This is a genomic window from Burkholderia sp. PvR073 (assembly GCF_054055695.1).
On sequence record NZ_JBSRXO010000018.1, the window covers coordinates 65,596 to 92,037 of the forward strand.

Sequence of the window (26,442 nt, forward strand, 5' to 3'; positions counted from 1 at the left end):
ATCGCGCCCCTTCGCGCATTGCCGCACCGGCCGTGCGGGCCGACGCGAACCGACCGGCCGGTCGGTGCACCGCGCATGTGCAACGCAGTGCACCGGACTGCGTCAGGCGCGCTTCGCGAGCGCCACGCTGTCGCGCGGCACGCCGCCCTCCGTCGCCTTCAGCGAATTCAGCATCCGCTGCAATGCGCGGGCCGTCTCGATCGGCCGCTCCATCGGGAACAGGTGGCTGCCCTCGAGCCATTCGATGCGCCCGCGCGCCGCGCGGCGCGTCGCGTCGAGCCCGACCTGCCGCACTTCGCGCGAGCGCGTGCCGGCGAGAAAGCCGAGCGGCACCGGCGCGCCGTGCGCGAGCCGCGGGCCGAGCGTGTGCGGCAACGTCCGGTAGATCAGGTATTCGACCTGGCGGTCGAATGCGAGCGCGCGTTCGCCGTCGGCGCCCGCCTGCGGGATGCCGTAATCGATGTAGTCGGACAGCATCCGTTCGTCCCAGCGGGCGAACGCCGGTTTCTCGTGGAAGTGCCGCCAGACTTCGTCGCGGCTCGTCCAGCGCGTGCGCCGGTTGCGGGTCGCGGCCGCCGGCGACAGCCGTTCGTCGAGCCCGGCCCACTGGCTCGCGCGCAGCGCGCCGGCACGCCAGCCCGCGATGATCGGCGAATCGATCATCACCACGCCGCGCACCCATTGCGGCTTTTTCAGCGCGGCCATCAGCGACAGGTAGCCGCCGAGCGAATGGCCGACGAGCCAGACCGGGCGCTCGTAGCGGCCGCCGATGTCGTCGAGCAGCTGCTCGACGAGATGCGGCCAGTCGCGCGTCACCGGGTAGCGGCGATCGTGACCGATGCGCTCGATGTAGCGCAGCTCGTAGTCGTCTGCCAGCTCGGCGAAGATCGTCCGGTACGTCGACGCCGGAAAACCGTTCGCATGCGAGAAGTGGAGGATGTCCTTCAAACGCCAATGTCTCCTGTGTCGATCACCGGTCCATCCAGTACCGTCGCCGCGCATCGCGATAACGCTCGAACGCGAAAACGCCGCCCGCCGGCGCGACGTCGAACCGCACGGCCCCGTCGCGATCGGTGCGGGGCAGCGGGATCCCGCGCGCCTCGTAGCGCGCGAGGACCGTCCGGTGCGGATGCCCGAAGCGATTGCGATAGCCTACAGGAAATACCGCGACGCGCGGCTCGACCGAATCGAGGAAAGGCTCGACCGACGACGTGCGGCTGCCGTGATGCGGAACGACGAGGATCTGCGCGGCCAGTGCGTCGCGCGCGTCGGCCACCAGCCGCCGTTCGGCGCGCGCCTCGATGTCGCCCGTCAGCAGTGCCGACGTGCCGCCCGCGTCGATGCGCAACACACAGGATCGCTCGTTCGACGGGCCTGCGCCTGCCACGCCGGGCGGCCACAGCATCGTGAAGACGACACCGTCCCAGGTCCACCGCTGCCCGGCCGCGCACGGCAGCCGATCGGTCACGCCGGCCGCCTGCGCGTCGCGCCACAGCCGGTGCCGCGGCGCAATGCCGGCGAGCAGCTGGCGGACCTCGGCCGCCGCATAGACGGCCGCCGCGCCGCCCGCGTGATCGGCGTCCGCATGGCTGAGCACGAGCGAATCGAGGGTCCGGATTCCACGTGCACGCAACGCCGGCGCAACGATCCGCGTACCGGCATGGGTCGACTCCGCATCCGGCCCCGCGTCAAACAGCAGGGTCCGGCGCGCGGTCTCGACCAGCACCGACGCGCCCTGCCCGACGTCGAGCACGGTCAGTCGGAAACCGCCCGGCGGCGGCGCATCGGGCGCCGGTGCGACCAGTGGCAGCCATGTGAGCGGCGCCGCCCAGCGCAGCGGCCAGCCGCGCGGCATCAATGCCCACCCGACACCCACGCACGCAAGCGCCAGCACCGGCCAGTCCGGCATGCGCAGCCAGAACACGCCGGCCGGCCAGTCGGCGAGGTGCCGGAGCAGCGCCATCATCGGTTCGAGCGCCGCATGCGCGAGCCGAAATGCAACCGCGTCCAACGGCGCGGGCAACCCGATACCGGCGAGCACGATCGGCGTCACGACGGAACTGACCCACGGAATCGCAAACGCATTGCCGAGCGGACCCGATACCGAGATCTGCGCGAACCACGCGGCCGTGAGCGGCGCGAGGCCGAGCGTCACCGCGTACTGCACGCGCGTCGCCTCCGCGATCCGGCGTCCGGCACGCATGCACCATGCGCGCAGCCGGCGCCGGCGATCGACCGCGGCGGCGCCATCGGGCGCACTGTCGTCGCCGCCGTCGAATTCACGCACCGCGCGCCAGCCCGCCACCGCCATCAGGATCACGGCGACCGCCCCGAACGACAGCCAGAACCCGGCCGACAGCACCGCCCACGGATCGGCCAGCAGCACGCCGCCGAGCGCCGCGCACAACACCGCGGAAGTCGGCACGCTGCGTCCGGCCAGATAGGCAGCCGCCCCGGCCGCGATCATCCACCACGCGCGCTGCGCCGGCACGTTGAAGCCGGCAAGCGCCGCATAGCCGGCGGCGGCCGTCAGCGCCGCCAGGGAAGCGACGTATGGCGCGGGCATCACGAGCGCCGCGGCACGTCCGCGCCAGCGCAGACGCCGCCAGACCATCGAAACGATCCCGCCTGCGATCGCGCCGACGAGCCCGACGTGCAGGCCCGAAATCGCGACCAGATGGCTCGTGCCCGTATTGCGCAGCACGCGCCAGTCGTCGTCGCCGATACCGGCTTGATCACCGACCGCGAGCGCGGTGACGATGCCGCGATGGCGCGCGTTATCGAGCGCGTCGCCGATACGGGTGCGCAACGCGTCGCGCAGCCGATCGATCGATGCGCGCCATCCCGCTGCGCGCGCGTCGAGCAATTCCGCGCGCTCGGGCGCGACGACGTAGCCGATCGCACGAATGCCCGCGGCCAGCCACGCCGCCTCGCTGTCGCGCACGCCGGGGTTCGCCTCGGCATGCGGGCGCTTCAGGCGCACGACGAGACGCCAGCGCTGCGCCGCGCGCAAGTCGGGAATCGTATCGCGTGCGGCGGGCGCGCCGTATGTGCGCCATGACAACCGGATCACCGGCGGGAAACGGGCCAGGCCCGCGTCGTTCGATTCGACGGCCAACAGCAGTCGCGCGCCGGTGTCGTCGATCACCGGCAACCCGCGAATCACGCCGGTGACGGCGATGTCGCGCCCTTCCCGCTCGACGGGCAGGCTGTCACGCAGCCGCCATTCGGCGCGCGCGGCCGCATAGCCGAATCCGATCGCACAGGCCGCGCTTGCGCACAGCATCCACCGGAGCGCGACGATCGCACGGGTTCGACGGCGGCGCGCACACCATGCGAGCAGCGCGCCGCAACCGGCCAGCACCGCCGCCCCGATTACCCAGCCGCTCGCGCCCGGCAACGCCGCCTGCCGCTGCAGCACGACGACGCCGAGCGCGAACGCGATCCACCACACCCGCATCGCGCCTCCTCGTCGACCCGGCGCCGCCGATGTCGATGCGGCGCCTTCCGGCAACGATTATGCGGACGAAAGTGCGAGGCGCGGCAGCGCAGCGAGCGCGTTAGCCGTTGTGGATAGGGACAGGGAGTGAACGTCGATCCCGCGCAGTTCGGCGAGCACGGCGCCGATGCGCGGCACTTGGTCGGGCGCGTTGCGGGATTTGTACGCCCACTCGGGCGCGATGTCGGGCGCGTCCGTCTCGACGACGATCGCGTCGAGCGGCAACTGCGCGGCGAGCCGGCGGATCTGCAACGCACGCCTGAACGTCACGTTGCCGCCGAAGCCGAGGTGCAGCCCCTGCGCGAGATACGCCTCGGCCTGCTGGAAGCTGCCGTTGAACGCATGTGCGATACCGCGCCGCACGCCGAAGCGACGCAACCCGGCGAGCACGCGGTCCTGCGACTTGCGCACGTGGCACAAGACCGGCAGGTCGAATTCGCGCGCGAGCTTGAGCTGCCCCTGATAGAAGAATTGCTGCCGCTCTTCGTCGAGCCCCGGCACGAAGTAGTCGAGACCGATCTCACCGATCGCGACGAAGCGCGGATCGTCGAGGCTCGCCTCGATCTCCATGCGCAGCCGGTCGAGATCCGCGTCGTGCGCCTGTGGCGTAAACATCGGATGGATGCCGAGCGCATAGACCGCGCCCGGCGTGCGCTGCGCGAGTTCGCGCACCGTCGTGAAATTGTCGCGCCCGACGCTCGGGATCACGATGCGCGACACGCCGGCCGCGCGCGCCGCCTGGGCGACCGCGTCACGGTCGGCGTCAAATTCGGCGGCATCGAGATGGCAATGCGTATCGATCCACATGGCGGTTTTCCTGCGCCCTCGCCGCGCCGCCGGGGCTCACCCGGCAGCGCAGCGGGAGCGCTCGTTCACACCGGCAGCGCCGGCTCCTCGTGCAGCACGCCGTCGCGCAAGCGCATGATGCGGTCGCAGCGCGCGGCGAGCTCGGGGTCGTGCGTGACGATCACGAAGCTCGTTTCGAGCGTCTCGGACAATTCGAGCATTAGGTTGAACACCGTATCGGCCGTCGTGCCGTCGAGGTTGCCGGTCGGCTCGTCGGCGAGCACGCAGGCCGGCTTCGTCACCAGCGCGCGCGCGATCGCGACGCGCTGTCGCTCGCCGCCCGACAGCTCGCCCGGCCGATGCTTCGCACGCGGACCGAGACCGACCCGCTCGAGCATCGCCTGTGCCTGCTCGCGCGCATCCTCGGTCGTCATCCGGCGAATGCGCAGCGGCATCGCGACGTTGTCGAGCGCGGTGAATTCCGGCAGCAGGTGATGGAACTGATAGACGAACCCGAGCGCGCGATTGCGCAACTCGTTGCGCTCGCGCTCGGCGAGCTGCGTAAACGGCTTGCCGAGCAGCGACACTTCGCCCGCGCTCGGTTCGTCGAGGCCGCCCAGCACGTGCAGCAGCGTGCTCTTGCCGGAGCCCGACGCGCCGACGACCGCGAGCTTCTCGCCGCGCCGCACCGTCAGCTCGGTGTTGTTGAGCACCTGCACATTGAAGCCGCCCTGCACGAACGCCTTCGTGATCCCGCGCGCCTGAAGCACGTATTCCTGCATACCTGCCGAATCCTGTCTGATGGGTTGTCGTGAATCCGCGAATGCGGTCGCGCGATCATTCATAGCGCAGCGCCTCCGCCGGCTTCACCTTCGCGCCGCGCCAGCTCGGATAGAGCGTCGCGACGGCCGACAGCACGAACGCGATCAGGCCGATCTTGATCACGTCCCCCGCGACGAGCTCGGACGGCAGCTCGCTGATGAAGTACACCGACGGCGGCAGGAACTGCACGCCGAACAGATGCTCGATCATCGGGATCAGCCACGGAATGCTCCATGCGATCAGGCACCCGAGCGCGACGCCCGACGCGGTGCCGACGAAGCCGATCGTCACGCCCTGCACGACGAAGATCTTCATGATCGAACCCGGCTGCGCGCCGAGCGTGCGCAGGATCGCGATGTCGGCCTGCTTGTTGGTCACCGTCATCACGAGCGACGACACGAGGTTGAACGCAGCGACCGCGATGATCAGCGTGAGGATGATGAACATCATCCGCTTCTCGATCTGCACGGCCGAGAACCAGGTCTTGTTCTGCTGGGTCCAGTCGCGGATGTACAGGCTGCCCGACAGCGTGTGCGACAGCTCGACCGCGACCTGCGGCGCCTTCTGCATGTCGGTGAGCCGCAGCCGCACGCCGGTCGGCGCGGACATCCGGAACAGCGCCTCCGCGTCGCGGATGTCGACCATCGCGAGCGTGCTGTCGTATTCGTAGTGGCCCGATTCGAACACGCCGACGACCGTGAACTGCTTGAGCCGCGGCATCATCCCGGCCGGCGTGATCGTGCCTTCGGGCGCGACCAGCGTGATCTTGTCGCCGACCGTCACGCCGAGGTTGCCGGCGAGCGCATCGCCGAGCACGATGCCGAACTGGCCGGGCACGAGCGCGGTCAACTGGCCCGCCTTCATGTCCTTGCCGATGTCCGACACCTGCGGTTCGAGCGACGGCTCGATGCCGCGCAGCATCACGCCGCTCACCGCGTCCTGGCGCGTGAGCAGCGCCTGCGCATCGACGTAAGGCGCCGCGCCCGTCACCAACGGATTGCGGCGCGCCTCTTGCGCGGTCAGTTGCCAGTTGGGCATCGAGCCGGTCGGCGAGAACACCTCGACGTGCGCGAGCACCGACAGCATGCGGTCGCGCACTTCCTTCTGGAAGCCGTTCATCACGGACAGCACGACGATCAGCGCCGCGACGCCGAGCGCGATCCCGAGCATCGACACGAGCGCGATGAAGGAAATGAAGCCGTTGCCGGTCGTGCGTTTGCCGGCGCGCGTGTAGCGCCAGCCGATCTGCCATTCGTACGGAAGTTTCAAGCGAATCCTTTCTGCTGGTTACGGCGGGGATGACGGCCCGCGCCCGGAGCGCCATCCTGTGGCGGCCGGCCGCCCGGGCGCGGTCGAAAAACGGTCGCCGGACGCAATCGGGCCGTCCGCCGGCCCGATCACGCGCGCAGTTTGCCATACAATGCGCACCATCATGCACGACCGACGCCTCCATTTTCTCGTTCCGTTCGCGCTGCCGTCGGCAGCCGATGCGGCCTCGTCCCTGCACACGCTGGACAGTCCCGCGCTCGAAAAGTTGCTGGCCCGCGCGAGCCTCGTCGAGCGCGTGGCCGGCGAGGACTTCCAGCGCACGCTGCCGCACGAGCGCTGGCTGGCCCGCCAGTTCGGCGCGAGCCGGGGCAACGCCGCCGACGAGGCGCCGCTCGCGCCCTACATGCTGCTGGCGGACGGCGGCGACCCCGGCACGCAGGCCTGGGCGTGCGTCGAGCCGGTGCACGTCCAGATCGCGCACGATCACCTCGTGCTCGTCGACCCGGCCAGCCTCGCGCTCGACGACGGCGACGCGGCCGCGCTGCTGGCGGTCGCGCGCCCGCTGATCGAGGAGCTCGGCGTGCGGCTGGAAGCGCCGCAGCCGACCCGCTGGTACCTGTCCAGCGAACAGCTCGCCCGCCTCGCCGGCGCCGCGCCGCTGCGCGCGAGCGGCCGCAACATCGAAATCTGGCTGCCGCACGAGGCGCACACCGGCGAACGTTCGCGGATGTGGATGAAGCTCCAGAACGAAGTGCAGATGGCGTGGTTCCAGCACCCGGTCAACGAAGCGCGCGAAGCGCGCGGGTTGCCCGCCGTCAATTCGATCTGGTTCCATGCGCAAGGCACGCTGAAGCCGGTCGGCAAGCCGTTCGAGCGCGTACTGTCCGCTTCCCCCGCGGCGCTCGGCCTCGCGAGCGCCGCGCACGCCGAGGCCGGTGCCGCGCCGGCCGCCTTCGGTGCGCTGCCCGCCGCCGCCGGCGCGACGCTCGTCGAACTGCCGGCACTGTCCGCCCCGTTCATCGAACAGGACTGGGCACGCTGGCACGACGCGCTCGCCATGCTCGAGCGCGACTGGTTCGCGCCGACCCTCGCCGCGCTGCGGAACGGCGAGCTGGCCAGCGTCGATTTCACGCTGTGCGGCGACACCAGCTCCGTGACGCTGCACGCGACGCGCGGCGACCTGCGCAAGTTCTGGCGCCGCCGCGCGCTGGCGTCCCTGTTCGAATGACCCCACTCGTATGACCCGGATCGTTACCCGCCCCGTCGCGCCCGCCGACGCCGAAGCGCTCGCGCGCCACGGCCTGCATCCCGTCCTCGCGCGCCTGTATGCGTCGCGCGGCGTGCAGTCCCCGACCGACATCGAGACCGCGCTCGCGCGCCTCGTGCCGCCCACCGAACTGAAAGGCTGCGCGGACGCCGCGGCGCTGCTCGCCGATGCGATCGCCGACAAGCGGCGCCTGCTGGTCGTCGCCGACTACGACTGCGACGGCGCGACCGCCTGTGCGGTCGCGGTGCGCGGCCTGCGGATGTTCGGCGCGCAGATCGACTACCTGGTGCCGAACCGCTTCGAATACGGCTACGGGCTCACGCCCGAGATCGTCGAACTCGCGGCCGCACGCAAGCCCGACCTGCTGATCACCGTCGACAACGGGATCGCGAGCGTCGCGGGCGTCGAAGCCGCGAATGCACGCGGCATCGACGTGCTCGTGACCGACCACCACTTGCCCGGCGACGCGCTGCCCGCCGCGCGCGCGATCGTCAACCCGAACCAGCCCGGCTGCGCGTTCCCGAGCAAGCACATCGCCGGTGTCGGCGTGATGTTCTACGTGTTGCTCGCGCTGCGCGCCGAGCTGCGCCGCCGCGGCGCGTTCGCGAGCAAGGAAGCCGAGCCGCGCCTCGACGGACTGCTCGATCTCGTCGCGCTCGGCACCGTCGCCGACGTGGTGCGGCTCGACGGCAACAACCGTGTGCTCGTCGCGCAGGGGCTGCAGCGCATCCGCAACGGCCGCATGCAGCCGGGCATCGCCGCGCTGTTCCGCGCCGCCGGCCGCGAGGCGCGCACCGCATCGGGGTTCGACCTCGGCTTCGGCCTCGGCCCGCGCCTGAATGCCGCCGGGCGGCTCTCGGACATGTCGCTCGGCATCGAATGCCTGATCACCGACGACATCGGCCGCGCGTGGGACCTCGCGCAGCAGCTCGACGTAATGAACCGCGAGCGCCGCGAGATCGAGGCCGGCATGCAGCAGCAGGCGCTCGCCGACCTCGCCGACGTCGATCCGGCCGACGCGTGCACGATCACGCTGTTCAATCCCGAATGGCACCAGGGCGTGGTCGGCATCGTTGCCGGGCGGCTGAAGGAGAAATTCCACCGCCCGTCGTTCACGTTCGCGCATGCGGACGAAGCCGGCACGCGGGTCAAGGGTTCGGGCCGCTCGATTCCCGGCTTCCACCTGCGCGACGCGCTCGACCTGGTGTCGAAGCGCGAGCCCGACCTGATCGTCGCGTTCGGCGGCCACGCAATGGCGGCCGGCCTCACGCTCGGCACCGACGACGTGCCGCGCTTCGCGGCCGCGTTCGAGGCCGTCGCGCGCGAGTGGCTGTCCGACGACGCGCTCGCGCGCGTGATCGAGACCGACGGCGAACTGGAGGACGCGTATTTCACGCCGCAGTTCGTCGGGCTGCTCGACGAAGCCGTCTGGGGCCAGGGCTTTCCGGCCCCGCTTTTCTCGGGCGAGTTCGACGTCGTGTCGCAGTCGCTCGTGAAGGAAAAGCACCTGAAGCTGCAGCTGGCGCGCGGCCGCCAGCGCTTCAACGCGATCTGGTTCAACCACACCGAGCCGCTGCCGGCGAGCGCGCTGATCGCGTATCGCCTCGTCGCGGACACGTGGAATGGCGTCACGCGCGTCCAACTGATCGTCGAGCACGCGGCCGGCTGAGCACCGGCCATCCGGCCCGCGCGCTCGCGGGCCGCATGCGCGCCGCGCCGAACGGGGCCACGGCGCGCATGCAAGCACACTCCGCGTCACCGGGAAACCCCGCCGATCGGCTATAATTCCGCTTTTTTACGAAGCAAGAACAGCGAACGATCATGGAAGCGGAACGTCTCAACGCGATCGAAAGCTCCCTGCTCGACCTGCGCACCCGCGCGGGCGAGCTTCGGGGGTATCTTTGACTACGACGCCAAATCTGCGCGTCTGACCGAAGTCAACAAGGAACTCGAAGACCCGAACGTCTGGAACGATTCGAAGAACGCTCAGGCACTCGGCCGCGAGAAGAAGCTGCTCGAAGGTGTCGTCATGACGCTCACCGCGCTCGATAGCGACCTGCGCGATGCGCTCGACCTGTTCGAGCTCGCACGCGAGGAAGGCGACGAAGACACCCTCGTCGCATCCGAAGACGACGCGAAGAAGCTCGAAGCGCGCGTCGGCGACATCGAATTCCGCCGGATGTTCTCGAACCCGGCCGACCCGAACAACTGCTTCATCGACATCCAGGCCGGCGCCGGCGGCACCGAGGCGTGCGACTGGGCGTCGATGCTGCTGCGCCAATACCTGCGCTACTGCGAGCGCAAGGGCTTCAAGGCCGAAGTGCTCGAAGAGTCGGACGGCGACGTCGCCGGCATCAAGAACGCGACGGTCAAGGTCACGGGCGAATACGCATACGGCTTCCTGCGCACCGAAACGGGCATCCACCGCCTCGTGCGCAAGTCGCCGTTCGACTCGTCCGGCGGCCGCCACACGTCGTTCTCGTCGGTGTTCGTGTATCCGGAAATCGACGACTCGATCGAAGTCGAGGTCAATCCGGCCGACCTGCGCATCGACACATACCGCGCGTCGGGCGCGGGCGGCCAGCACATCAACAAGACCGATTCGGCCGTGCGGATCACGCACATGCCGACCGGCATTGTCGTGCAGTGCCAGAACGATCGCTCGCAGCACCGCAACCGCGCCGAAGCGATGGCGATGCTGAAGTCGCGCCTGTACGAAGCCGAGATGCGCAAGCGCCAGGCCGAACAGGACAAGCTCGAATCGAGCAAGACCGATGTGGGCTGGGGCCACCAGATCCGTTCGTACGTGCTCGACCAGAGCCGCGTGAAGGACCTGCGCACGAACGTCGAAATGAGCAACACGCGAGCCGTGCTCGACGGTGATCTCGACGACTTCATCAGCGCGAGCCTCAAACAGGGCGTGTAAGCGCCGCGGCGCGGCCTCTCCGGTCGCGCCGCCCTTCCCGTTGCGTTGCCGCACCCATTCCGAATTCCGACCATCATGACCGAACCGACCCAAACGCAGCCCGCCGTCGCGGCGGACGAAAACCAGATCATCGCCGAGCGCCGCGAGAAGCTGCGCGCATTGCGCGAGCAAGGCGTCGCCTATCCGAACGATTTCCGGCCGACGCATCACGCCGCCGATCTCCAGGCAACCTTCGCCGACTCGGACAAGGCCGCGCTCGAAGCGAACCCGGTCGAGGTGTCGGTCGCCGGCCGCATGATGCTCAAGCGCGTGATGGGCAAGGCGAGCTTCGCGACGGTGCAGGACGGTTCGGGCCAGATCCAGTTCTTCGTGACGCCGAACGATGTCGGTGCGGAAACCTACGACGCATTCAAGAAGTGGGACCTCGGCGACATCGTCGCCGCCCGCGGCGTGCTGTTCCGCACCAACAAGGGCGAGCTGTCGGTCCAGTGCAAGGAACTGCGCCTGCTGTCGAAGGCGCTGCGCCCGCTGCCGGACAAGTTCCACGGCCTCGCCGACCAGGAGATGCGCTATCGCCAGCGCTACGTCGACCTGATCGTCACGCCGGAAACGCGCGACACGTTCCGCGCGCGTACCCGGACCATCGCGTCGATCCGCAAGTTCATGGACAACGCCGACTTCATGGAAGTCGAAACGCCGATGCTGCACCCGATCCCGGGCGGCGCCGCGGCCAAGCCGTTCGTCACGCATCACAACGCGCTCGACATGCAGATGTTCCTGCGCATCGCGCCGGAGCTGTATCTCAAGCGCCTGATCGTCGGCGGCTTCGAGCGCGTGTTCGAGATCAACCGCAATTTCCGGAATGAAGGCGTGTCGCCGCGCCACAACCCGGAATTCACGATGATGGAGTTCTACGCCGCGTACACCGATTACCGCTGGCTGATGGACTTCACCGAGCAACTGATCCGCCAGGCGGCGATCGATGCGCTCGGCACCGCGACGATCCAGTACCAGGGCCGCGAACTCGACCTCGCAAAGCCGTTCCACCGCCTGACGATCACGCAGGCGATCCAGAAGTACGCGCCGCAGTACACCGACGGCCAGCTGTCCGACGACGCGTTCCTGCGTACCGAACTGAAGCGCTTCGGCGTCGACGTGTCGCAACCGGCCTTCCTGAACGCCGGCATCGGCGCACTGCAGCTCGCGCTGTTCGAGGAAACCGCCGAATCGCAGCTGTGGGAGCCGACCTACATCATCGACTACCCGGTCGAAGTGTCGCCGCTCGCACGCGCGTCGGATACGACGCCGGGCATCACCGAGCGTTTCGAGCTGTTCATGACGGGCCGCGAGATCGCGAACGGCTTCTCGGAGCTGAACGATCCGGAAGACCAGGCCGCGCGCTTCAAGAAGCAGGTCGAGCAGAAGGATGCCGGCGACGAGGAAGCGATGTTCTTCGACGCCGACTACATCCGCGCGCTCGAACACGGGATGCCGCCGACGGGCGGCTGCGGGATCGGCATCGACCGTCTCGTGATGCTGCTGACCGACAGCCCGACGATCCGCGACGTGCTGCTGTTCCCGCACCTGCGCCGCGAAGACTGACGCTCGTGCCAGCGTGTGCGCCGCGCCCCGCGGCGCGCACGCGTGCGGTTTGTAACCACGCGTAAATCCCGCCTGCCGGCGTCCGCCGGTTTTCGATCCTCCCCCGTTTTATCCCCTCGTCGCGACGGCCTTCTCCGGGTTTTCCCGGTTACGCCCGCCGGCACCGCGCTGCAATTCGTTACACCTTGATACGGTGCGCCGCTCGCCGGTAGACGACACTCCTGTTGCGTCACCACGCATGACCACGGGACCAGAACGCGGCGCCGGAACGCCAAGTCTGCTCGCTCCCGAAGCGTGGGATCCGGCCAGCGCCAACGTGCGGAGCCGGATCGACACCGGAGAAAAACATGGACAACCAGAATCAGACCACGCCGCAAAAACAACGCCTCCACCCGCTCATCGCGACCGCGGCAGGCGCCATCATCGTCGCCAGCCTCGCCGCCACCGCCGCGATCACCGGCATCTTCCCGAAGGCCAGCAGCAACAACGCGCAGAACGGTCAGACCCAGGCCGCGCTGATCGCGTCGCAGCCGGCCGTCGATACGGCCGCGGCAGCCAGTGCCGCGCTGGCCGCGCAAGCGCAGCAGCAGGCAGCCGAACAGGCCGCGCAGCAAAAGGCCGAGCAAAAGGCGGCGGCCGAGAAGGCGGCGGCGGCACAAGCCGAACCGAAGCCCGCGCCGCGCCCGGCAGCCACGCACCACCGCCATACGCCGGCACCGCAACCGCCGCAATATGCGCAACAGCAGTCCGCGCCCGCTCAGCCGGCCTATTGCCAGAGCTGCGGCACGATCGTCTCGATCACGCAATCGCGCACGCCGGGCCAGAGCTCGGGGATCGGCGCGGTCGGCGGCGCAGCGGCCGGCGGCCTGCTCGGCAACCAGTTCGGTCACGGCAACGGCCGCACCGCGATGACCATCATCGGCGCGCTCGGCGGCGGTCTTGCCGGCAACCAGGTCGAGAAGCAGGTGCGCGCGGAAACCGACTACCAGGTGCAGGTCCAGATGGAAAGCGGCGCGACGCGTACGTTCACGTACCACAGCCCGCCGCCGTTCGGCCAGGGTCAGCGCGTGCGGATCGAGAACGGCACGCTGGTCGGCGCGTAACACGCAACGCATGACGAATCGCCGGGCGGCCGGTGTGCCGCGCCGGAAATGAAAAAGGCTCGTGACAGCGTCACGAGCCTTTTCTTTTTGGGGGAGCGGCGCCGAGCGAGTGCCGGGCGCCGGGCGCGAACCTCAGTCTTCGTCGTCGAAGTCGGATTCGTCGATCCAGTGAGCCTGGATCGCTTCGAGGATCTTCTCGCCCGAGTGGCTGGGATCGTCGGAGAAGCCATCGAGCTCGATGACCCATTGGCGCAGGTCGACGAAATTGATCCGCTGCGGATCGACGTCCGGATGCTTGTCTGCCAGCGCGATGGCGATTTCGCGCGAATCGGTCCATTTCATGGCCTGCTCTCCCGTGTACGTAGCGAGTTCGCTAGGCGGAACGCACATGATGCGCACCGCCCGCCCCGCCGAACCGTCAGTGATTTTCCTTCGCGTGGTTGATCGAGTACTTCGGGATCTCGACCACCAGGTCCGAATCTTCCTGCACGATCGCCTGGCACGACAGGCGCGACGTCGGCTCGAGGCCCCACGCCTTGTCGAGCAGGTCGTCTTCGTCCTCTTCCGACGGCTCGAGATCGTTGAAGCCCTCTCGGATCACCACGTGGCAGGTCGTGCATGCGCACGACTTCTCGCATGCATGCTCGATTTCGATTCCGTGGTCGAGCAGGTTGTCGCAAATACTCTTGCCAGGCGTCGCGTCGATCACTGCGCCGTCCGGACACAGTTCGACGTGAGGCAGCACTACCAGTTGAGGCATGTCCGTTCCGTCAGTCAGGGTGCGGCGGCTGGCGCCGCACGGTTCAATATCGCGCGGACCGTCGCCGGCCCACGTGCAGGTCGTTCGTTCAGATCTCGTCGAGCCGTCGGCCCGACAGTGCGCGCTTGATGCTCTTGTCCATCCGGCGCGCCGCGAATTCGTCGGTGCCGTCGGCCAATGCCTTGGTCGCGGTTTCGATCGCGTCCGCGTCGTCGCCCTGAGCAATCGTGCGCAGCGCCGCGACGAGCGCGTCGACCTGCGTGCGTTCGGCGTCATCGAGCAATTCGCCGTCGGCCGCCAGCGCCGCCTGCGTCGCCTCGATCATCCGCTGGGCCTCGACCTGAGCTTCGCGCAGCGCGCGTGCACGCATGTCGATCTCGGCGGTCTTGAAGCTGTCCTCGAGCATCTTCGCGATGTCGTCGTCGGCGAGGCCGTACGACGGCTTCACGACGACCGATGCCTCGACGCCCGAATGCTGCTCGCGTGCGAACACCGACAGCAGCCCGTCCGCATCGACCTGGTAGGTCACGCGGATGCGCGCCGCACCGGCCGTCATCGGCGGGATGCCGCGCAGCTCGAAGCGTGCGAGCGACCGGCAGTCGGCGACGAGCTCGCGCTCGCCCTGCACGACGTGGATCGCCATCGCGGTCTGACCGTCCTTGAAGGTCGTGAACTCCTGCGCACGCGCGATCGGAATCGTCGAATTGCGCGGAACGATCTTCTCGACGAGACCGCCCATCGTCTCGACACCGAGCGACAGCGGAATCACGTCGAGCAGCAGCCAGTCGTCGCCGCTGCCGCGATTGCCGGCGAGCAGGTCGGCCTGGATCGCCGCGCCGAGCGCGACGACCTGGTCCGGATCGAGATTGACGAGCGGCGGCTGGCCGAAATACTTCGCGACCGCATCGCGGATCACCGGCATGCGCGTCGCGCCGCCGACCAGCACGACACCCTTGATGTCGGCCGGCGTCACCTGCGCGTCGCGCAATGCCTTGCGGGTCGGCGTCAGCGTACGCTGCACGAGCGGCTCGACGAGCGACGCGAACGTGTCGTGCGAGATCGTCTGCACGAGCTGCGCACCGCTCGACAGCGTCACGTCGAGCGACGCCTGCGGCGCGGACGACAGCGCTTCCTTCAGCACGCGCACGCGATCGAGCAGCAGGCGCACGTCCTCGGGCGCAAGCGCCTTCACGTCGATGCCGGCCTGTGCGAGCACGTGACCGAACAGCACGTGATCGAAATCATCGCCGCCGAGCGCGGAATCGCCGCCCGCGGCCAGCACTTCGAACACGCCCTTCGTCAGCTTCAGGATCGACAGGTCGAACGTGCCGCCGCCGAGGTCGTACACCGCGTAGAGGCCTTCGGCCGCGTTGTCGAGACCGTAGGCGATCGCGGCCGCGGTCGGCTCGTTCAGCAGCCGCAGCACGTTGAGGCCCGCGAGACGCGCGGCGTCCTTCGTCGCCTGGCGCTGCGCCTCGTCGAAATACGCGGGCACCGTGATCACCGCGCCGACCAGCTCGTCGCCGAGCGTGTCTTCCGCGCGGTAACGCAGCGTCGCGAGAATCTCGGCCGACACCTCGACCGGGCTCTTCACGCCGTCGATCGTGCGGATCTGCACCATGCCCGGCGCATCGACGAATTCGTAAGGTGCGTTCGCCGCGCCTTCGACCTCGGCCTTGCCGCGGCCCATGAAGCGCTTGACCGACACGATCGTGTTGCGCGGATCGGTCGCGGCCTGCTCCTTCGCTTCGTGGCCGATGCGGCGGCCGCCCTTCTCCAGATAACGGACCACCGACGGCAGCAGCGCGCGGCCCGCGTCGTCCGGCAGCACTTCGGGCACGCTGTTGCGCACGGCCGCGACGAGCGAGTTCGTCGTGCCGAGATCGATCCCGACAGCGAGTCGCCGCTGGTGCGGCGCCGGCGCCATGCCCGGTTCGGAAATTTGCAGTAATGCCATCTTGGTTCGTTCGGGCGCTCGGCCCGTTTGCTGCGCGTGCCGCGAGGCACGCGGTTAAGTTTCGAGGCGCTCGATCTGCGCGCCCACTTCCGACGCGACGCGTTCGATGAACATCAGCTGGCGTACGGCCTCGGCGGCGGCCTGGTCGGCCGCGCTGTCGAGCAGCGTGCCGAGGCGCTCGAGGCGCACGCGCTTCTCATCACGCAGTTCGGCGAGCAGCGCATCGAGCGCGTCGACGTTGCGGGCGGCCGCGGCATCCTCGATGCCTTCGCGCCACTCCATCTGCTGCATCAGGAACGCGGGCTCCATCGCGGTGTTGTTTTCAGCACCGATGTCGACGCCGCGCAGCAACAGCAGATAGGTCGCACGCTTCAGCGGATCGCGCAACGTGCGGTAGGCCTCGTTCGCACGCGTCGCCCATTGCATCGCGATGCGTTTTTGCGCATCGCCGGCCGCCGCGAAGCGATCCGGGTGCACCTGCGTCTGCACCGTGCGATACGCGCTGTCGAGCGCCGCCTCGTCGAGAGCGAATTGCGCCGGCAGATGAAACAGATCGAAGTGGCTGTCTTTCAGCGAAACCATCGTCGCGTTCAATTCCGGTTCGTCGCGCGGCAAACGCCGCACATTAAAAAGGCGGCCCGTGCCGCCTCTTGCCCGCATTGCGCGGAAGACCGCGTCAGACGCGGAACGATTCGCCGCAGCCGCACTCGTCCTTCACGTTCGGGTTGTTGAACTTGAACCCTTCGTTCAGGCCTTCGCGCGCGAAGTCGAGTTCGGTGCCGTCGATGTACGCGAGGCTCTTCGGGTCGACGATGACCTTCACGCCATGGCTCTCGAATACCTGATCCTCGGGAGCCAGCTCGTCGACATACTCGAGCTTGTACGCGAGCCCCGAGCACCCGGTCGTGCGAACGCCAAGCCGCAGGCCCACACCCTTGCCGCGACGGACGAGGTATTTCTGGACGTGCTGTGCTGCTTTTTCGGTCAGTGTAATTGCCATGATGTCCTTGCCGCGGCACGCCTGGGGCCAGCCGCGATCCTTCACAAGCCGCTCGATGCCGCTCAGGCCGCTGCCTGATCGCCTTCCGTGGTGTCGTGGCGCTTCTTGTAGTCGGCCACGGCTGCCTTGATCGCGTCTTCCGCGAGAATCGAGCAGTGAATCTTCACCGGCGGCAGTGCAAGTTCTTCGGCGATCTGCGTGTTCTTGATCGACAGCGCCTCGTCGAGCGTCTTGCCCTTCACCCATTCGGTCACGAGCGAGCTCGACGCGATGGCCGAACCGCAGCCGTACGTCTTGAACTTCGCGTCTTCGATCACGCCGTCCGCGCCGACGCGGATCTGCAGCTTCATCACGTCGCCGCAGGCCGGCGCGCCGACCATGCCCGTACCGACCGCGTCGTCGTCCTTCGCGAACGAACCGACGTTACGCGGGTTTTCGTAGTGATCCAGAACCTTGTTGCTGTATGACATGACTCAGACTCCTTGACTCGTTACGTCTGCGTGCGCAAATTCGCCCGCGAATGTACTCAATGCGATGTTCAGTGCGCAGCCCATTCGATCGTCGACAGATCGATGCCTTCCTGGTGCATTTCCCAGAGCGGCGACAGTTCGCGCAGCTTCGAGATCTTGCTGTTCAGCAGGTCGATCACGAAGTCGACATCCTGCTCCGTCGTGAAGCGGCCGACCGTGAAGCGGATCGAGCTGTGGGCGAGTTCGTCGTTGCGGCCGAGCGCACGCAGCACGTACGAAGGCTCCAGCGACGCCGACGTGCAAGCGGAACCCGACGACACCGCGACATCCTTGATCGCCATGATCAGCGACTCGCCTTCGACGAAGTTGAAACTGATGTTCAGGTTGTGCGGGACACGGCGCTCCATGTCGCCGTTCACGTACGTTTCCTCGATCTGCGACAGACCGCGCAGCAGCTTGTCGCGCAGCATGCGGACGCGCTCGTTCTCGGTCGCCATTTCTTCGCGCGCGATGCGGAACGCTTCGCCCATGCCGACGATCTGGTGCGTCGCCAGCGTGCCCGAACGCATGCCGCGCTCATGACCGCCGCCGTGCATTTGCGCTTCGATGCGCACGCGCGGCTTGCGGCGCACGTACAGCGCGCCGATGCCCTTCGGGCCGTAGGTCTTGTGCGCCGAGAACGACATCAGGTCGACCTTCAGCTTCGCGAGGTCGATCTCGACCTTGCCGGTCGACTGTGCGGCGTCGACGTGGAACACGATGCCCTTCTCGCGGCAGATTTCACCGATCGTCTCGATGTCCTGGATCACGCCGATCTCGTTGTTCACGTGCATCACCGACACGAGGATCGTGTCCGGGCGCAGCGCGGCCTTGAACACGTCGAGGTCGATCAGGCCGTCTTCCTTCACGTCGAGATAGGTGACTTCGAAACCGTCGCGCTCGAGCTCGCGGCACGTATCGAGCACGGCCTTGTGCTCGGTCTTCACCGTGATGATGTGCTTGCCCTTGCCCTTGTAGAAGTTCGCGGCACCCTTGATCGCGAGGTTGTCCGACTCCGTTGCGCCGGACGTCCAGATGATCTCGCGCGGATCCGCGTTCACGAGCGCGGCCACCTGCTCGCGCGCTTCCTCTACCGCGCGCTCCGCATCCCAGCCGTATGCGTGGCTGCGCGATGCCGGGTTGCCGAACTGCTCGCGCAGGTACGGCACCATCTTGTCGACCACGCGCGGGTCGACCGGCGTCGTCGCGCTGTAATCCATGTAGATGGGCAGGTGGAGAGTCTCTTGGGTCATCTGTCGCTCCGGGTATTCTGTGCAGGGACTATGTGCGTTATGGGGTGTGCGGCGCGTTCGCGCTCACGAACTCGCGATGTTGAACACCGAATTGGGGCCGAGCGGCATCGTGCGCACCGGTTCGGCCGGCGCCGCGACGGGCTCCGGCGCACGCCGGTCGCGCAGCACCGCGGGTGCGCCCTCGCGTGCTCGCTGCTGATCGACGAGATCCTGCAGCGACACCGAATCGAGGTATTCGACCATTTTCTGGTTCAGGGTCGACCACAGCTCGTGCGTCATGCAATGGCCGTCGGGCTGCTTCGAGCCGTCGCACGTGCCTTTGCCGCCGCACTGCGTGGCGTCGAGCGGTTCATCGACCGCGATGATGATGTCGGCGACGGTGACGTCCTGCGCGCGGCGCGCGAGGTTGTAGCCGCCGCCCGGGCCGCGCACGGATTCGACGATTTCATGCCTGCGCAGTTTCCCGAACAGCTGTTCGAGATACGAGAGCGAAATCCGCTGGCGCTGGCTGATGCCTGCAAGCGTCACCGGGCCCTGCTCCTGGCGCAGTGCCAAGTCAATCATCGCCGTGACGGCGAAACGGCCTTTGGTGGTGAGTCTCATGGTGTCTAGGGGACTGCAATCTTGACGATTTTGGTCAAGTATAAATATTTGACGAATTTAGTCAAGTATCCATGTCTGCGACAGGGTATTCGCAGCACGCTGAATACCTTGCCGCGCTCAGTGTCCGGTACGGCTCCGGAGGGTGTTCAGCAGGCCCGCGCAGGCGCGCTCGACCTGATCGAGCACCTGTTCGAAGCCCTGCGCGCCGCCAAAATAAGGATCGGCCACTTCGGTTTCGGCCGCGCCTGATGCGAATTCCATCAGGAGGCGCACCTTGTCGCGATGCTCGGGCGGACAGCGCCGGCGCAATTCCGCGAGATTGGCTTCGTCCATCGCCAGCAGCAGGTCGAACCGCTCGAAATCCGCCGCGCTCACCTGCCGCGCCCGCAGCGCCGACAGGTCGTAGCCGCGGGTACGGGCCGCCGCCTGCGCGCGGGTGTCGGGCGGTTCGCCGACGTGCCAGTCGCCGGTGCCGGCCGAATCGATCGCGATGTGCTCGGTCAGCCCGGCCGCGTCCACCTGGTGGCGCATCACGCCTTCCGCCGTGGGCGAACGGCAGATATTGCCGAGACAGACAAAACAGATCGCAACGCGGGTCATCGCACTGTCGGAAAGCCGCGGCGAACCGCGTCGGAGAAGAACGCGCCATTATACAAAGGCGCCCGAAATCGCGCCGCCGCGCAAAGCGACGGCGGCGTGCCTTACAGCGCCTTGGGTGCGGCGAGCACGACGTCACCGGAGGCGGCCGGCAACGGTTGCGCCGCGTCGTCGACGAGCCCGAACGACACCGCGCGCGCCAGTTCGGCCGATGCCTGATGCACGGCGAGCGGACCACGCGACGGCGCGTCGGCCATCGCGTGCAGATAGGCGAGCGCGGCGAGCGGGACGACGATTGCCAGCGGCCAGTACATCGATATTGTCTTTTTCATGATGCGGCTCCTTGACCTCATTCCCCGAAACCCAATTCCGGGGACTACAGACGAGATTCTATAGACCGCATCTATCGAGATAAATACATAAATAGCGAACGCACTGTTGTCACCCGATGAACAGTCGTCAGCCGAGGTGGCTTTGCGATGCCGCGTACAGTTCGCGGAACGTGCGGCCGGTCGGTGTCGGCATGTCGCGCGTGTCCATCCAGCCGCCCATCATCGGCAGGCGCCGCAGCATGCCGCCGCTGCCGCCGAGCCGCTCGAGGACCCGCACCGCGAGCTTGGTCGTCAGCGCGTAAAGCAGCGGCCGGCGCGCGAAAAAGCCCCACGCGGCGAGTGCGGCGCGCTCGCGCCACGGCCGCAGGTGCCGCTCGACCTGTTTCTCGCGCAGCGTGCGCAGCAGGTGCGACAGCGGGATCCCCACCGGGCAGACGCTGTCGCATTCGCCGCACAGCGTCGCGGCCTGCGGCAGGTCGAGCGCACGGTCGATCCCGACGTAGCTCGGCGTCAGCACCGACCCCATCGGGCCCGGATAGACCCATCCGTACGCGTGCCCGCCGACCTTCTGGTACACCGGGCAATGGTTCATGCACGCGCCGCAGCGGATGCAGCGCAGCATCTCCTGGAATTCGCCGCCGAGCAGGCCCGTGCGGCCGCCGTCGACGAGCACCACGTAGTTGTGCTCCGGGCCGTCCTCGTCTGCCGGGCCGCGCGGCCCGGTGAGCAGGGAGAAGTAGTTCGACGTCTTCTGCCCGGTCGCCGAACGCGGCAGCAGACGCATCGCGGTCGCGAGATCCTCGAGCGTCGGCAGCACCTTCTCGATGCCCGTCACCGCGACATGCACGCGCGGCATCACCGTGCACATGCCTTCGTTGCCTTCGTTCGTGACGATCGCGACCGAACCCGTCTCGGCGATCACGAAGTTGCCGCCCGTCACGCCCATGTCGGCCGACAGGAAATGCGGGCGCAGCACCTCGCGCGCCTCGCGCGTCATGTCGGGAATCTCGGTCAGCCGCTCGCGGTGGTGCGTGCGCGCGAACAGGTCGGCGATCTCGTCCTTGTCCTTGTGCACCACGGGCGCAATGATGTGGCTCGGCGGCTCGTTGTCGTTGATCTGCAGGATGTATTCGCCGAGGTCCGTCTCGATCGACTGCACGCCCATCTCGGCGAGCACCGCGTTCAGGCGCATTTCCTCGGACACCATCGACTTCGTCTTGATGACCTTCTTCACGTCGTGGCGCCGCGCGATGTCGGCGACGAGCCGCGCGGCGTCCTCGGTCGTTTCCGCGAACAACACCGTCGTGCCGCGCCGCGACGCCTCGCGCTCGAACGCCTCGAGCCACACGTCGAGGTTCTCCAGCGCACGGTTGCGGCGCGCCTTCAGCGCGGCACGCGTCGCCTGGAAGTCGATCGCGGTCATCGCGTCGGCGCGCGCGGACACGAACTTCGTCGACAGCTTCTTCAGGTTCTGCTGCAAGCGCTGGTCGGCCAGCTTCTGGCCGGCACGCGCCTTGAAATGCATCGATTGGACTTGCATCGCGGTATCGGGGAAAAGTGAGCGGAACCGGGCGTCAGACGTCGCCCGCCAGCACCTGCGCGACGTGCAGCACGCGCGTGTCGCGGTCGCCCGTGCGGCGCAACCGCCCTTCGATGTTCAGCATGCAGCCGAGATCGCCCAACACGACGGCGCCCGCGCCGGACGCGCGCACGTTCGCGCATTTCTCGTCCGCGATGGCTGCCGAAATGTCGCCGTACTTGACCGCGAACGTGCCGCCGAAGCCGCAGCAGTGCTCGCAGTCCTTCATCTCGGTAACGGCCACGCCGCGCTGCGCGAGCAGCGCACGCGGCTGCGCCTTCACGCCGAGTTCGCGCAGGCCCGAGCACGAGTCGTGGTAAGTGACGGGCCCCGCGAATTCGCCGGGCGCGAGCGTGACCTTCGCGACGTTCGCGAGGAAATCGGTCAGTTCGTAGACTTTCTGCTGGAACCGCGCATAGCGCCCCATCAGTTCGGGGTCGTCGCGGAACAGGTCGCCGTAGTGCGCGCGGATCATGCCGCCGCACGAGCCCGATGGCGCGACGACGTAATCGAACTGCTCGAACTCGCGCAGCGTCTTTTCCGCGAGGTCGCGCGCGAGCGCGCGGTCGCCCGAGTTGTAGGCCGGCTGGCCGCAGCAGGTTTGCGCGGGCGGCACGAACACCTCGTAGCCGGCGTCGCGAATCAGTTTCAGCGCGGAAAAGCCGATTTCCGGACGCATCAGGTCGACCAGGCAGGTCACGAACAAACCGACTCGCATACGCGCTCCTTCGAGAAAACGGCTCTCATTATCCGCCGTTTGGCCGGCAAGACCAACGCCGGAGCATGCGCAAGCATGCATGTCAGGAAACGAGGACTTCCTCGAACGGCGTTCGCTTTTTTCACAATACGAGATACAATCGACGCAACAACCGCTTGACGCGTCAACCGATTCTCCCCTGACATGAGCCAACCCACCCCGGATTCCAAAACGTCGATCCAAGTGATCGAACGCATGATGCGGTTGCTGGACGCGCTCGCCGCGCACAGCGACCCTGTCAGCCTGAAGGAGCTTGCCCAGCGCACGGAGCTGCATCCGTCGACCGCGCACCGTATCCTCAACGACATGGTGACCTGCCGCCTCGTCGACCGCTCCGATCCCGGCACGTACCGGCTCGGCATGCGGCTGCTGGAGCTCGGCAACCTCGTGAAGGCGCGCCTGTCGGTACGTGACGCGGCACTGATGCCGATGCGCGAGCTGCACCGCCTGACGGGCCAGACCGTGAACCTGTCGGTACGCCAGGGCGACGAGATCGTCTATATCGAGCGCGCGTATTCGGAACGCTCGGGGATGCAGGTCGTCCGCGCGATCGGCGGCCGCGCGCCGCTGCACCTGACGTCGGTCGGCAAGCTGTTCCTCGCGGTCGACGAAACGTCGCGCGTGCGCGCCTATGCGACGCGCACCGGGCTGTCCGGCCATACGCAGAACAGCATTACCGACATCGCGAAGCTCGAGCGCGAGCTGACGCTCGTGCGCCAGCAATCGTGCGCGCGCGACAACGAGGAACTCGAGCTGGGCGTGCGCTGTATCGCGGCCGGCATCTACGACGACTCGGGCAAGCTCGTCGCGGGCCTGTCGCTGTCGGCACCGGCCGATCGCCTGCAGGACGCGTGGCTCGGCCAGTTGAGCCGCACCGCGCTGACCATCTCGGAATCGCTCGGCTACCGCCCCGCGCCCGCGAAGGATACGGAAGGACTGCAACGGCACGCATGAGCCGCGCCACCCGCCGCACGGCGGCCGAACGAAAAAAAGCCCCGCGATTGCGGGGCTTTTTCTTTGCGGCGACCGATGCGGCGGCAAACCGCCGCGACGCGATCAGGTGCCGCCGTTCGCCGTGTTGGCCGCCGTCAGGCGCTCGCCACCGCCGGCGTCGAGCCAGTTGCGCAGGCGCGCCGCGTCGGCAAAGCGCGAATACTTGCCGAACGAATCCAGCAGCACCATCACCATCGGCCGGCCATGGATCGTCGCCTGCATCACGAGACATTCGCCTGCCTCGTTGATGAAGCCCGTCTTCTGCAGGCCGATGTCCCACGAGCCGTTGCCGCGGATCAGCGCGTTCGTGCTGTTGTAGACCAGGTTGCGCTTGCCCGTATAGACGTCGTACGTCCGATCGGTCGAGAACTGGCGAATCATCGGGTACTGGTATGCCGCATTGACCATCTTCACGAGGTCGCGCGCGCTCGACACGTTCGAGCTCGACAGGCCCGTCGAATTCTCGAAGTGCGTGTCGTTCATGCCGAGCGTCTTCGCCTTCGCGTTCATCGCGGCGATGAAGGCCGGACGGCCGCCCGGATAGTAGCGCGACAGCGCGGCGGCCGCGCGGTTTTCCGACGCCATCAGCGCGATGTGCAGCATGTCCTCGCGCGACAGGACCGAGCCGACCGACAGGCGCGAGCCCGTGCCCTTTTCGTAGTCGCGATCTTCGTCGGTGACTTCGATCTGGTCGGTCATCGGCGACTTCGAGTCGAGCACGACCATCGCCGTCATCAGCTTCGAGATCGACGCGATCGGCACGACGGCGTGCGAATTCTTGTCGAACAGCGGCTCGCCGGTGTTCTGGTCGACGACGTACGCGACACTCGAGCGCAACGCGAGCGCGTCCGGCGTGTCGTGCAGGCCGAACGCCTGGCCGACCGTCGGGCGACGCGGCTGGAACGCGACCTTGCGCACCGAGCCGCGGTGGCCATGCACGTTCGCCGTGAGCGTCGCGCGCTTGCGCGATGCCTTCGCGCGCGGCGCATCGGCCGACGCGACGTCGGCGGATTTTGCGGAGGCAGCCTTCAGCGACTTCTTCGCGGACGAAGTGGAAGCGGCTTTCTTGGTGGCCTGGTGGGTCTTCGCAGTGGCGGCAAAGGCGTCAACCGGCGTGACGGACGCGGTGGTCGCCAGCAAGGCGACGGCGACCGACACAGCCGTGCCGAGCGTCATGCTCTGCAACAATCTGCGTGGTGAAAACGATTCGGCTTTCATTGGGGTCTGGACAAAGCGGGCGGGAGGTTTCCGCAAGTGTAGTTAAAGCTTAAAAAAAGAGCAATATTAGGCACTTACCGATCGTCGTTAAACCGGAATGTAAGGGTCGCCCGACGATCCATCGATCGACCCTCCCGCTCCCATCGAAAAAATTCATGAGATGCGCTGCCCGACAGTACCCGCCTCCCGAATTACCACGCGGTTAATTGAGATAACGTCACTTTGACGAGAAATTAAAGCGGGGAAAGTACGGATCCGGCGCTCGGTGTGCCTGCGGCACCGGTCTCGGCCGCGGCGGCGGCACGTCGCCACGGCACGCGCATTGAAACGGCGCGCTTTTCGACAGGAACAGAAGCATAACGTTCCACATGCCTGTCAGGTTTACCTGTGCATGATCATGGTGCGGCGCGCCTGCCCCGGCCGGGTGCGCACCATGTGGGAAAACACGCATGAAACCGATTCCGGACGCGCGCGATAACTCATTGTTTTATCGATAATTTGTCGCGATTGTGCAACGCACAAAAAATGCTTGACAAGACTTTTCTGTGCCCTAAAATACGACTCATTGCTGCGATGCACAAAGCGCGCAGCTCCGAGGTTCCCCAGCGTAGTGCCCTTTATCCCTGCGATCGACGCGATCGCTTTTCAGGAGCTTGACATGTCCTTGCTGACCCCCGAGCAAATCGCCGCCGCCCAGAAAGCCAACCTCGAAAGCCTGTTCGGTCTGACGACCAAGGCGTTCGAAGGCGTCGAAAAGCTGATCGAACTCAACCTGCAGGTCGTGAAGTCGACGCTGACGGAAAGCCAGGAAAACGCACAACGCCTGCTGTCGGTGAAGGACGCGCAAGAGCTGATCGCGCTGCAAGCGAGCCTGTCGCAGCCGGTCGCGGAAAAGGTGCTGTCGTACACCCGTCACCTGTATGAAATCGCGTCGTCGACGCAAGCCGAGTTCGCGAAGGTTGCAGAAGCGCAATTCGAAGAGCAGAACAAGAAGGTCCAGGCGCTCGTCGACAACGTCGCGAAGAACGCCCCGGCCGGTTCGGAAACGGCTGTCGCCGCACTGAAGTCGGCGCTGAACGCAGCGAACACCACGTACGAAACGGTCCAGAAGGCTGCCAAGCAAGCCGTCGAGATCGCTGAAACGAACTTCAACGCGGCTGCCGCTGTCGCGACGAAGGCTGCAAGCGCTGCTGCATCGCGCCGTTCGACCAAGCCGGCCGCGTAAGCGTCCCTGCTCCTGAAAAAGCCGCGCACTGCGCGGCTTTTTCTTTTCCGGCGCCGACATACTGCGCGGCCGATCATCGTCGATGCGTCGACGCGACACGGACGGCGGGCTGCCGTCGGCCTCGGGCAAAAGAAAACGCCGCCGTCCGGATGTCCGGGCGGCGGCGTTTTTCATGGCCGGCGCGAGGCCGGCCATGCCGGTCGAGTTACTTCTTGCGTTGCGGCGGCAGGTCCGTACACACGCCTTCGTACAACTCGGCGGCCATGCCGACCGATTCACCGAGCGTCGGATGCGGATGGATCGTCTTGCCGATGTCTTCCGCGTCCGCGCCCATCTCGACGGCGAGACACACTTCGCTGATCAGGTCGCCCGCGTTCAGGCCGAC

The 26,442-nt window shown here is 67.3% G+C and carries 25 protein-coding genes and 1 pseudogene; 7 read left to right on the forward strand and 19 right to left on the reverse strand.

What is annotated here, in order from left to right; genetic code table 11:
* Positions 1–102: 102 nt before the first annotated feature.
* The 5 genes from ACVK00_RS32280 to ACVK00_RS32300 all read right to left on the reverse strand — a co-directional run bounded on the left by ACVK00_RS32280 (position 103) and on the right by ACVK00_RS32300 (position 6,376).
* Entirely contained in the window at positions 103–948 is an 846-nt protein-coding gene (locus ACVK00_RS32280; RefSeq protein ID WP_228904787.1) for an alpha/beta fold hydrolase, read from the reverse strand.
* Between the two features lie 22 nt (positions 949–970).
* Positions 971–3,460: a DNA internalization-related competence protein ComEC/Rec2 gene (locus ACVK00_RS32285; RefSeq protein ID WP_456826979.1), complete on the reverse strand. Its 2,490-nt coding sequence runs from the start codon at positions 3,458–3,460 to the stop codon at positions 971–973.
* A 57-nt stretch (positions 3,461–3,517) separates the two neighbouring features.
* Positions 3,518–4,306 carry a TatD family hydrolase gene (locus ACVK00_RS32290; protein WP_354122990.1) on the reverse strand — a complete coding sequence of 263 codons (789 nt, stop codon included), beginning with the start codon at positions 4,304–4,306 and terminating at the stop codon, positions 3,518–3,520.
* A 65-nt stretch (positions 4,307–4,371) separates the two neighbouring features.
* Positions 4,372–5,130, reverse strand: coding sequence for a lipoprotein-releasing ABC transporter ATP-binding protein LolD (gene lolD, locus ACVK00_RS32295; protein WP_392840290.1), 759 nt, complete (start codon positions 5,128–5,130; stop codon positions 4,372–4,374).
* Positions 5,123–6,376 (reverse strand): lipoprotein-releasing ABC transporter permease subunit, encoded by a 1,254-nt coding sequence (locus tag ACVK00_RS32300; RefSeq protein ID WP_006755310.1) that lies wholly within the window; start codon positions 6,374–6,376, stop codon positions 5,123–5,125. Before ACVK00_RS32300 ends, lolD begins: the two co-directional genes overlap by 8 nt.
* Positions 6,377–6,527: 151 nt before the next feature.
* Here ACVK00_RS32300 and ACVK00_RS32305 point away from each other — a divergent pair, with 151 nt between their 5' ends.
* The 5 genes from ACVK00_RS32305 to ACVK00_RS32325 all read left to right on the forward strand — a co-directional run bounded on the left by ACVK00_RS32305 (position 6,528) and on the right by ACVK00_RS32325 (position 13,274).
* Positions 6,528–7,604, forward strand: a complete 1,077-nt coding sequence (locus tag ACVK00_RS32305; protein ID WP_284898578.1) for a regulator — start codon at positions 6,528–6,530, stop codon at positions 7,602–7,604.
* 10 nt (positions 7,605–7,614) lie between these two features.
* Positions 7,615–9,312, forward strand: a complete 1,698-nt coding sequence (recJ, locus tag ACVK00_RS32310) for a single-stranded-DNA-specific exonuclease RecJ (protein WP_354122991.1) — start codon at positions 7,615–7,617, stop codon at positions 9,310–9,312.
* A gap of 152 nt (positions 9,313–9,464) precedes the next feature.
* A protein-coding gene (gene prfB / locus ACVK00_RS32315; protein ID WP_284898582.1) for a peptide chain release factor 2 occupies positions 9,465–10,569 on the forward strand; the annotation gives its coding sequence in 2 pieces (ribosomal slippage) (positions 9,465–9,545 and positions 9,547–10,569; 1,104 coding nt in all).
* 75 nt (positions 10,570–10,644) lie between these two features.
* Complete coding sequence (gene lysS, locus ACVK00_RS32320; RefSeq protein WP_011657372.1) at positions 10,645–12,171, forward strand: lysine--tRNA ligase; 1,527 nt, start codon at positions 10,645–10,647, stop codon at positions 12,169–12,171.
* Between the two features lie 347 nt (positions 12,172–12,518).
* Positions 12,519–13,274 carry a glycine zipper 2TM domain-containing protein gene (locus ACVK00_RS32325; protein ID WP_284898585.1) on the forward strand — a complete coding sequence of 252 codons (756 nt, stop codon included), beginning with the start codon at positions 12,519–12,521 and terminating at the stop codon, positions 13,272–13,274.
* Between the two features lie 132 nt (positions 13,275–13,406).
* On the opposite strand, the gene iscX is transcribed toward ACVK00_RS32325, so the two are convergent.
* From iscX to ACVK00_RS32385, 12 genes are all read right to left on the reverse strand, one after another.
* Positions 13,407–13,616, reverse strand: a complete 210-nt coding sequence (gene iscX / locus ACVK00_RS32330) for a Fe-S cluster assembly protein IscX (RefSeq protein ID WP_006754136.1) — start codon at positions 13,614–13,616, stop codon at positions 13,407–13,409.
* Between the two features lie 76 nt (positions 13,617–13,692).
* The gene (fdx, locus tag ACVK00_RS32335; RefSeq protein ID WP_011657374.1) at positions 13,693–14,034 is read right to left on the reverse strand and encodes an ISC system 2Fe-2S type ferredoxin; all 342 of its coding nucleotides are present in this window, start codon (positions 14,032–14,034) and stop codon (positions 13,693–13,695) included.
* A gap of 88 nt (positions 14,035–14,122) precedes the next feature.
* Entirely contained in the window at positions 14,123–15,991 is a 1,869-nt protein-coding gene (gene hscA, locus ACVK00_RS32340; RefSeq protein ID WP_284898591.1) for a Fe-S protein assembly chaperone HscA, read from the reverse strand.
* A gap of 54 nt (positions 15,992–16,045) precedes the next feature.
* On the reverse strand, positions 16,046–16,573 hold the full coding sequence (gene hscB, locus ACVK00_RS32345; protein ID WP_043174956.1) for a Fe-S protein assembly co-chaperone HscB: 528 nt from the start codon (positions 16,571–16,573) through the stop codon (positions 16,046–16,048).
* Positions 16,574–16,667: 94 nt separating this feature from the next.
* The gene (gene iscA / locus ACVK00_RS32350; protein WP_014896627.1) at positions 16,668–16,991 is read right to left on the reverse strand and encodes an iron-sulfur cluster assembly protein IscA; all 324 of its coding nucleotides are present in this window, start codon (positions 16,989–16,991) and stop codon (positions 16,668–16,670) included.
* Between the two features lie 62 nt (positions 16,992–17,053).
* On the reverse strand, positions 17,054–17,461 hold the full coding sequence (iscU, locus tag ACVK00_RS32355; RefSeq protein ID WP_006754131.1) for a Fe-S cluster assembly scaffold IscU: 408 nt from the start codon (positions 17,459–17,461) through the stop codon (positions 17,054–17,056).
* A 68-nt stretch (positions 17,462–17,529) separates the two neighbouring features.
* A complete protein-coding gene (locus tag ACVK00_RS32360) occupies positions 17,530–18,753 on the reverse strand; it encodes an IscS subfamily cysteine desulfurase (RefSeq protein WP_284898606.1) in 1,224 nt (407 codons plus the stop codon).
* Positions 18,754–18,816: 63 nt separating this feature from the next.
* Positions 18,817–19,356 carry a Fe-S cluster assembly transcriptional regulator IscR gene (gene iscR, locus ACVK00_RS32365; RefSeq protein WP_006401955.1) on the reverse strand — a complete coding sequence of 180 codons (540 nt, stop codon included), beginning with the start codon at positions 19,354–19,356 and terminating at the stop codon, positions 18,817–18,819.
* Positions 19,357–19,473: 117 nt separating this feature from the next.
* Positions 19,474–19,956: a low molecular weight protein-tyrosine-phosphatase gene (locus tag ACVK00_RS32370; RefSeq protein ID WP_228904833.1), complete on the reverse strand. Its 483-nt coding sequence runs from the start codon at positions 19,954–19,956 to the stop codon at positions 19,474–19,476.
* Positions 19,957–20,057: 101 nt separating this feature from the next.
* The gene (locus ACVK00_RS32375; protein WP_166725150.1) at positions 20,058–20,285 is read right to left on the reverse strand and encodes a hypothetical protein; all 228 of its coding nucleotides are present in this window, start codon (positions 20,283–20,285) and stop codon (positions 20,058–20,060) included.
* Positions 20,286–20,412: 127 nt separating this feature from the next.
* Positions 20,413–21,825 carry a lactate utilization protein B gene (locus tag ACVK00_RS32380; RefSeq protein ID WP_284898660.1) on the reverse strand — a complete coding sequence of 471 codons (1,413 nt, stop codon included), beginning with the start codon at positions 21,823–21,825 and terminating at the stop codon, positions 20,413–20,415.
* Positions 21,826–21,859: 34 nt separating this feature from the next.
* The gene (locus ACVK00_RS32385; RefSeq protein WP_006754126.1) at positions 21,860–22,582 is read right to left on the reverse strand and encodes a (Fe-S)-binding protein; all 723 of its coding nucleotides are present in this window, start codon (positions 22,580–22,582) and stop codon (positions 21,860–21,862) included.
* A gap of 183 nt (positions 22,583–22,765) precedes the next feature.
* Here ACVK00_RS32385 and ACVK00_RS32390 point away from each other — a divergent pair, with 183 nt between their 5' ends.
* Positions 22,766–23,575 carry an IclR family transcriptional regulator gene (locus ACVK00_RS32390; RefSeq protein WP_006754125.1) on the forward strand — a complete coding sequence of 270 codons (810 nt, stop codon included), beginning with the start codon at positions 22,766–22,768 and terminating at the stop codon, positions 23,573–23,575.
* A gap of 102 nt (positions 23,576–23,677) precedes the next feature.
* Here the strand turns inward: ACVK00_RS32390 and pbpG are convergent, their stop codons facing one another.
* Positions 23,678–24,832 (reverse strand): D-alanyl-D-alanine endopeptidase, encoded by a 1,155-nt coding sequence (pbpG, locus tag ACVK00_RS32395; RefSeq protein WP_228904846.1) that lies wholly within the window; start codon positions 24,830–24,832, stop codon positions 23,678–23,680.
* Positions 24,833–25,490: 658 nt separating this feature from the next.
* Here pbpG and ACVK00_RS32400 point away from each other — a divergent pair.
* Positions 25,491–26,057, forward strand: coding sequence for a phasin family protein (locus ACVK00_RS32400; protein ID WP_006755449.1), 567 nt, complete (start codon positions 25,491–25,493; stop codon positions 26,055–26,057).
* 205 nt (positions 26,058–26,262) lie between these two features.
* Here ACVK00_RS32400 and ACVK00_RS32405 read toward each other — a convergent pair.
* Positions 26,263–26,442: pseudogene (locus ACVK00_RS32405) on the reverse strand (dihydrolipoyl dehydrogenase); the annotation flags it as partial.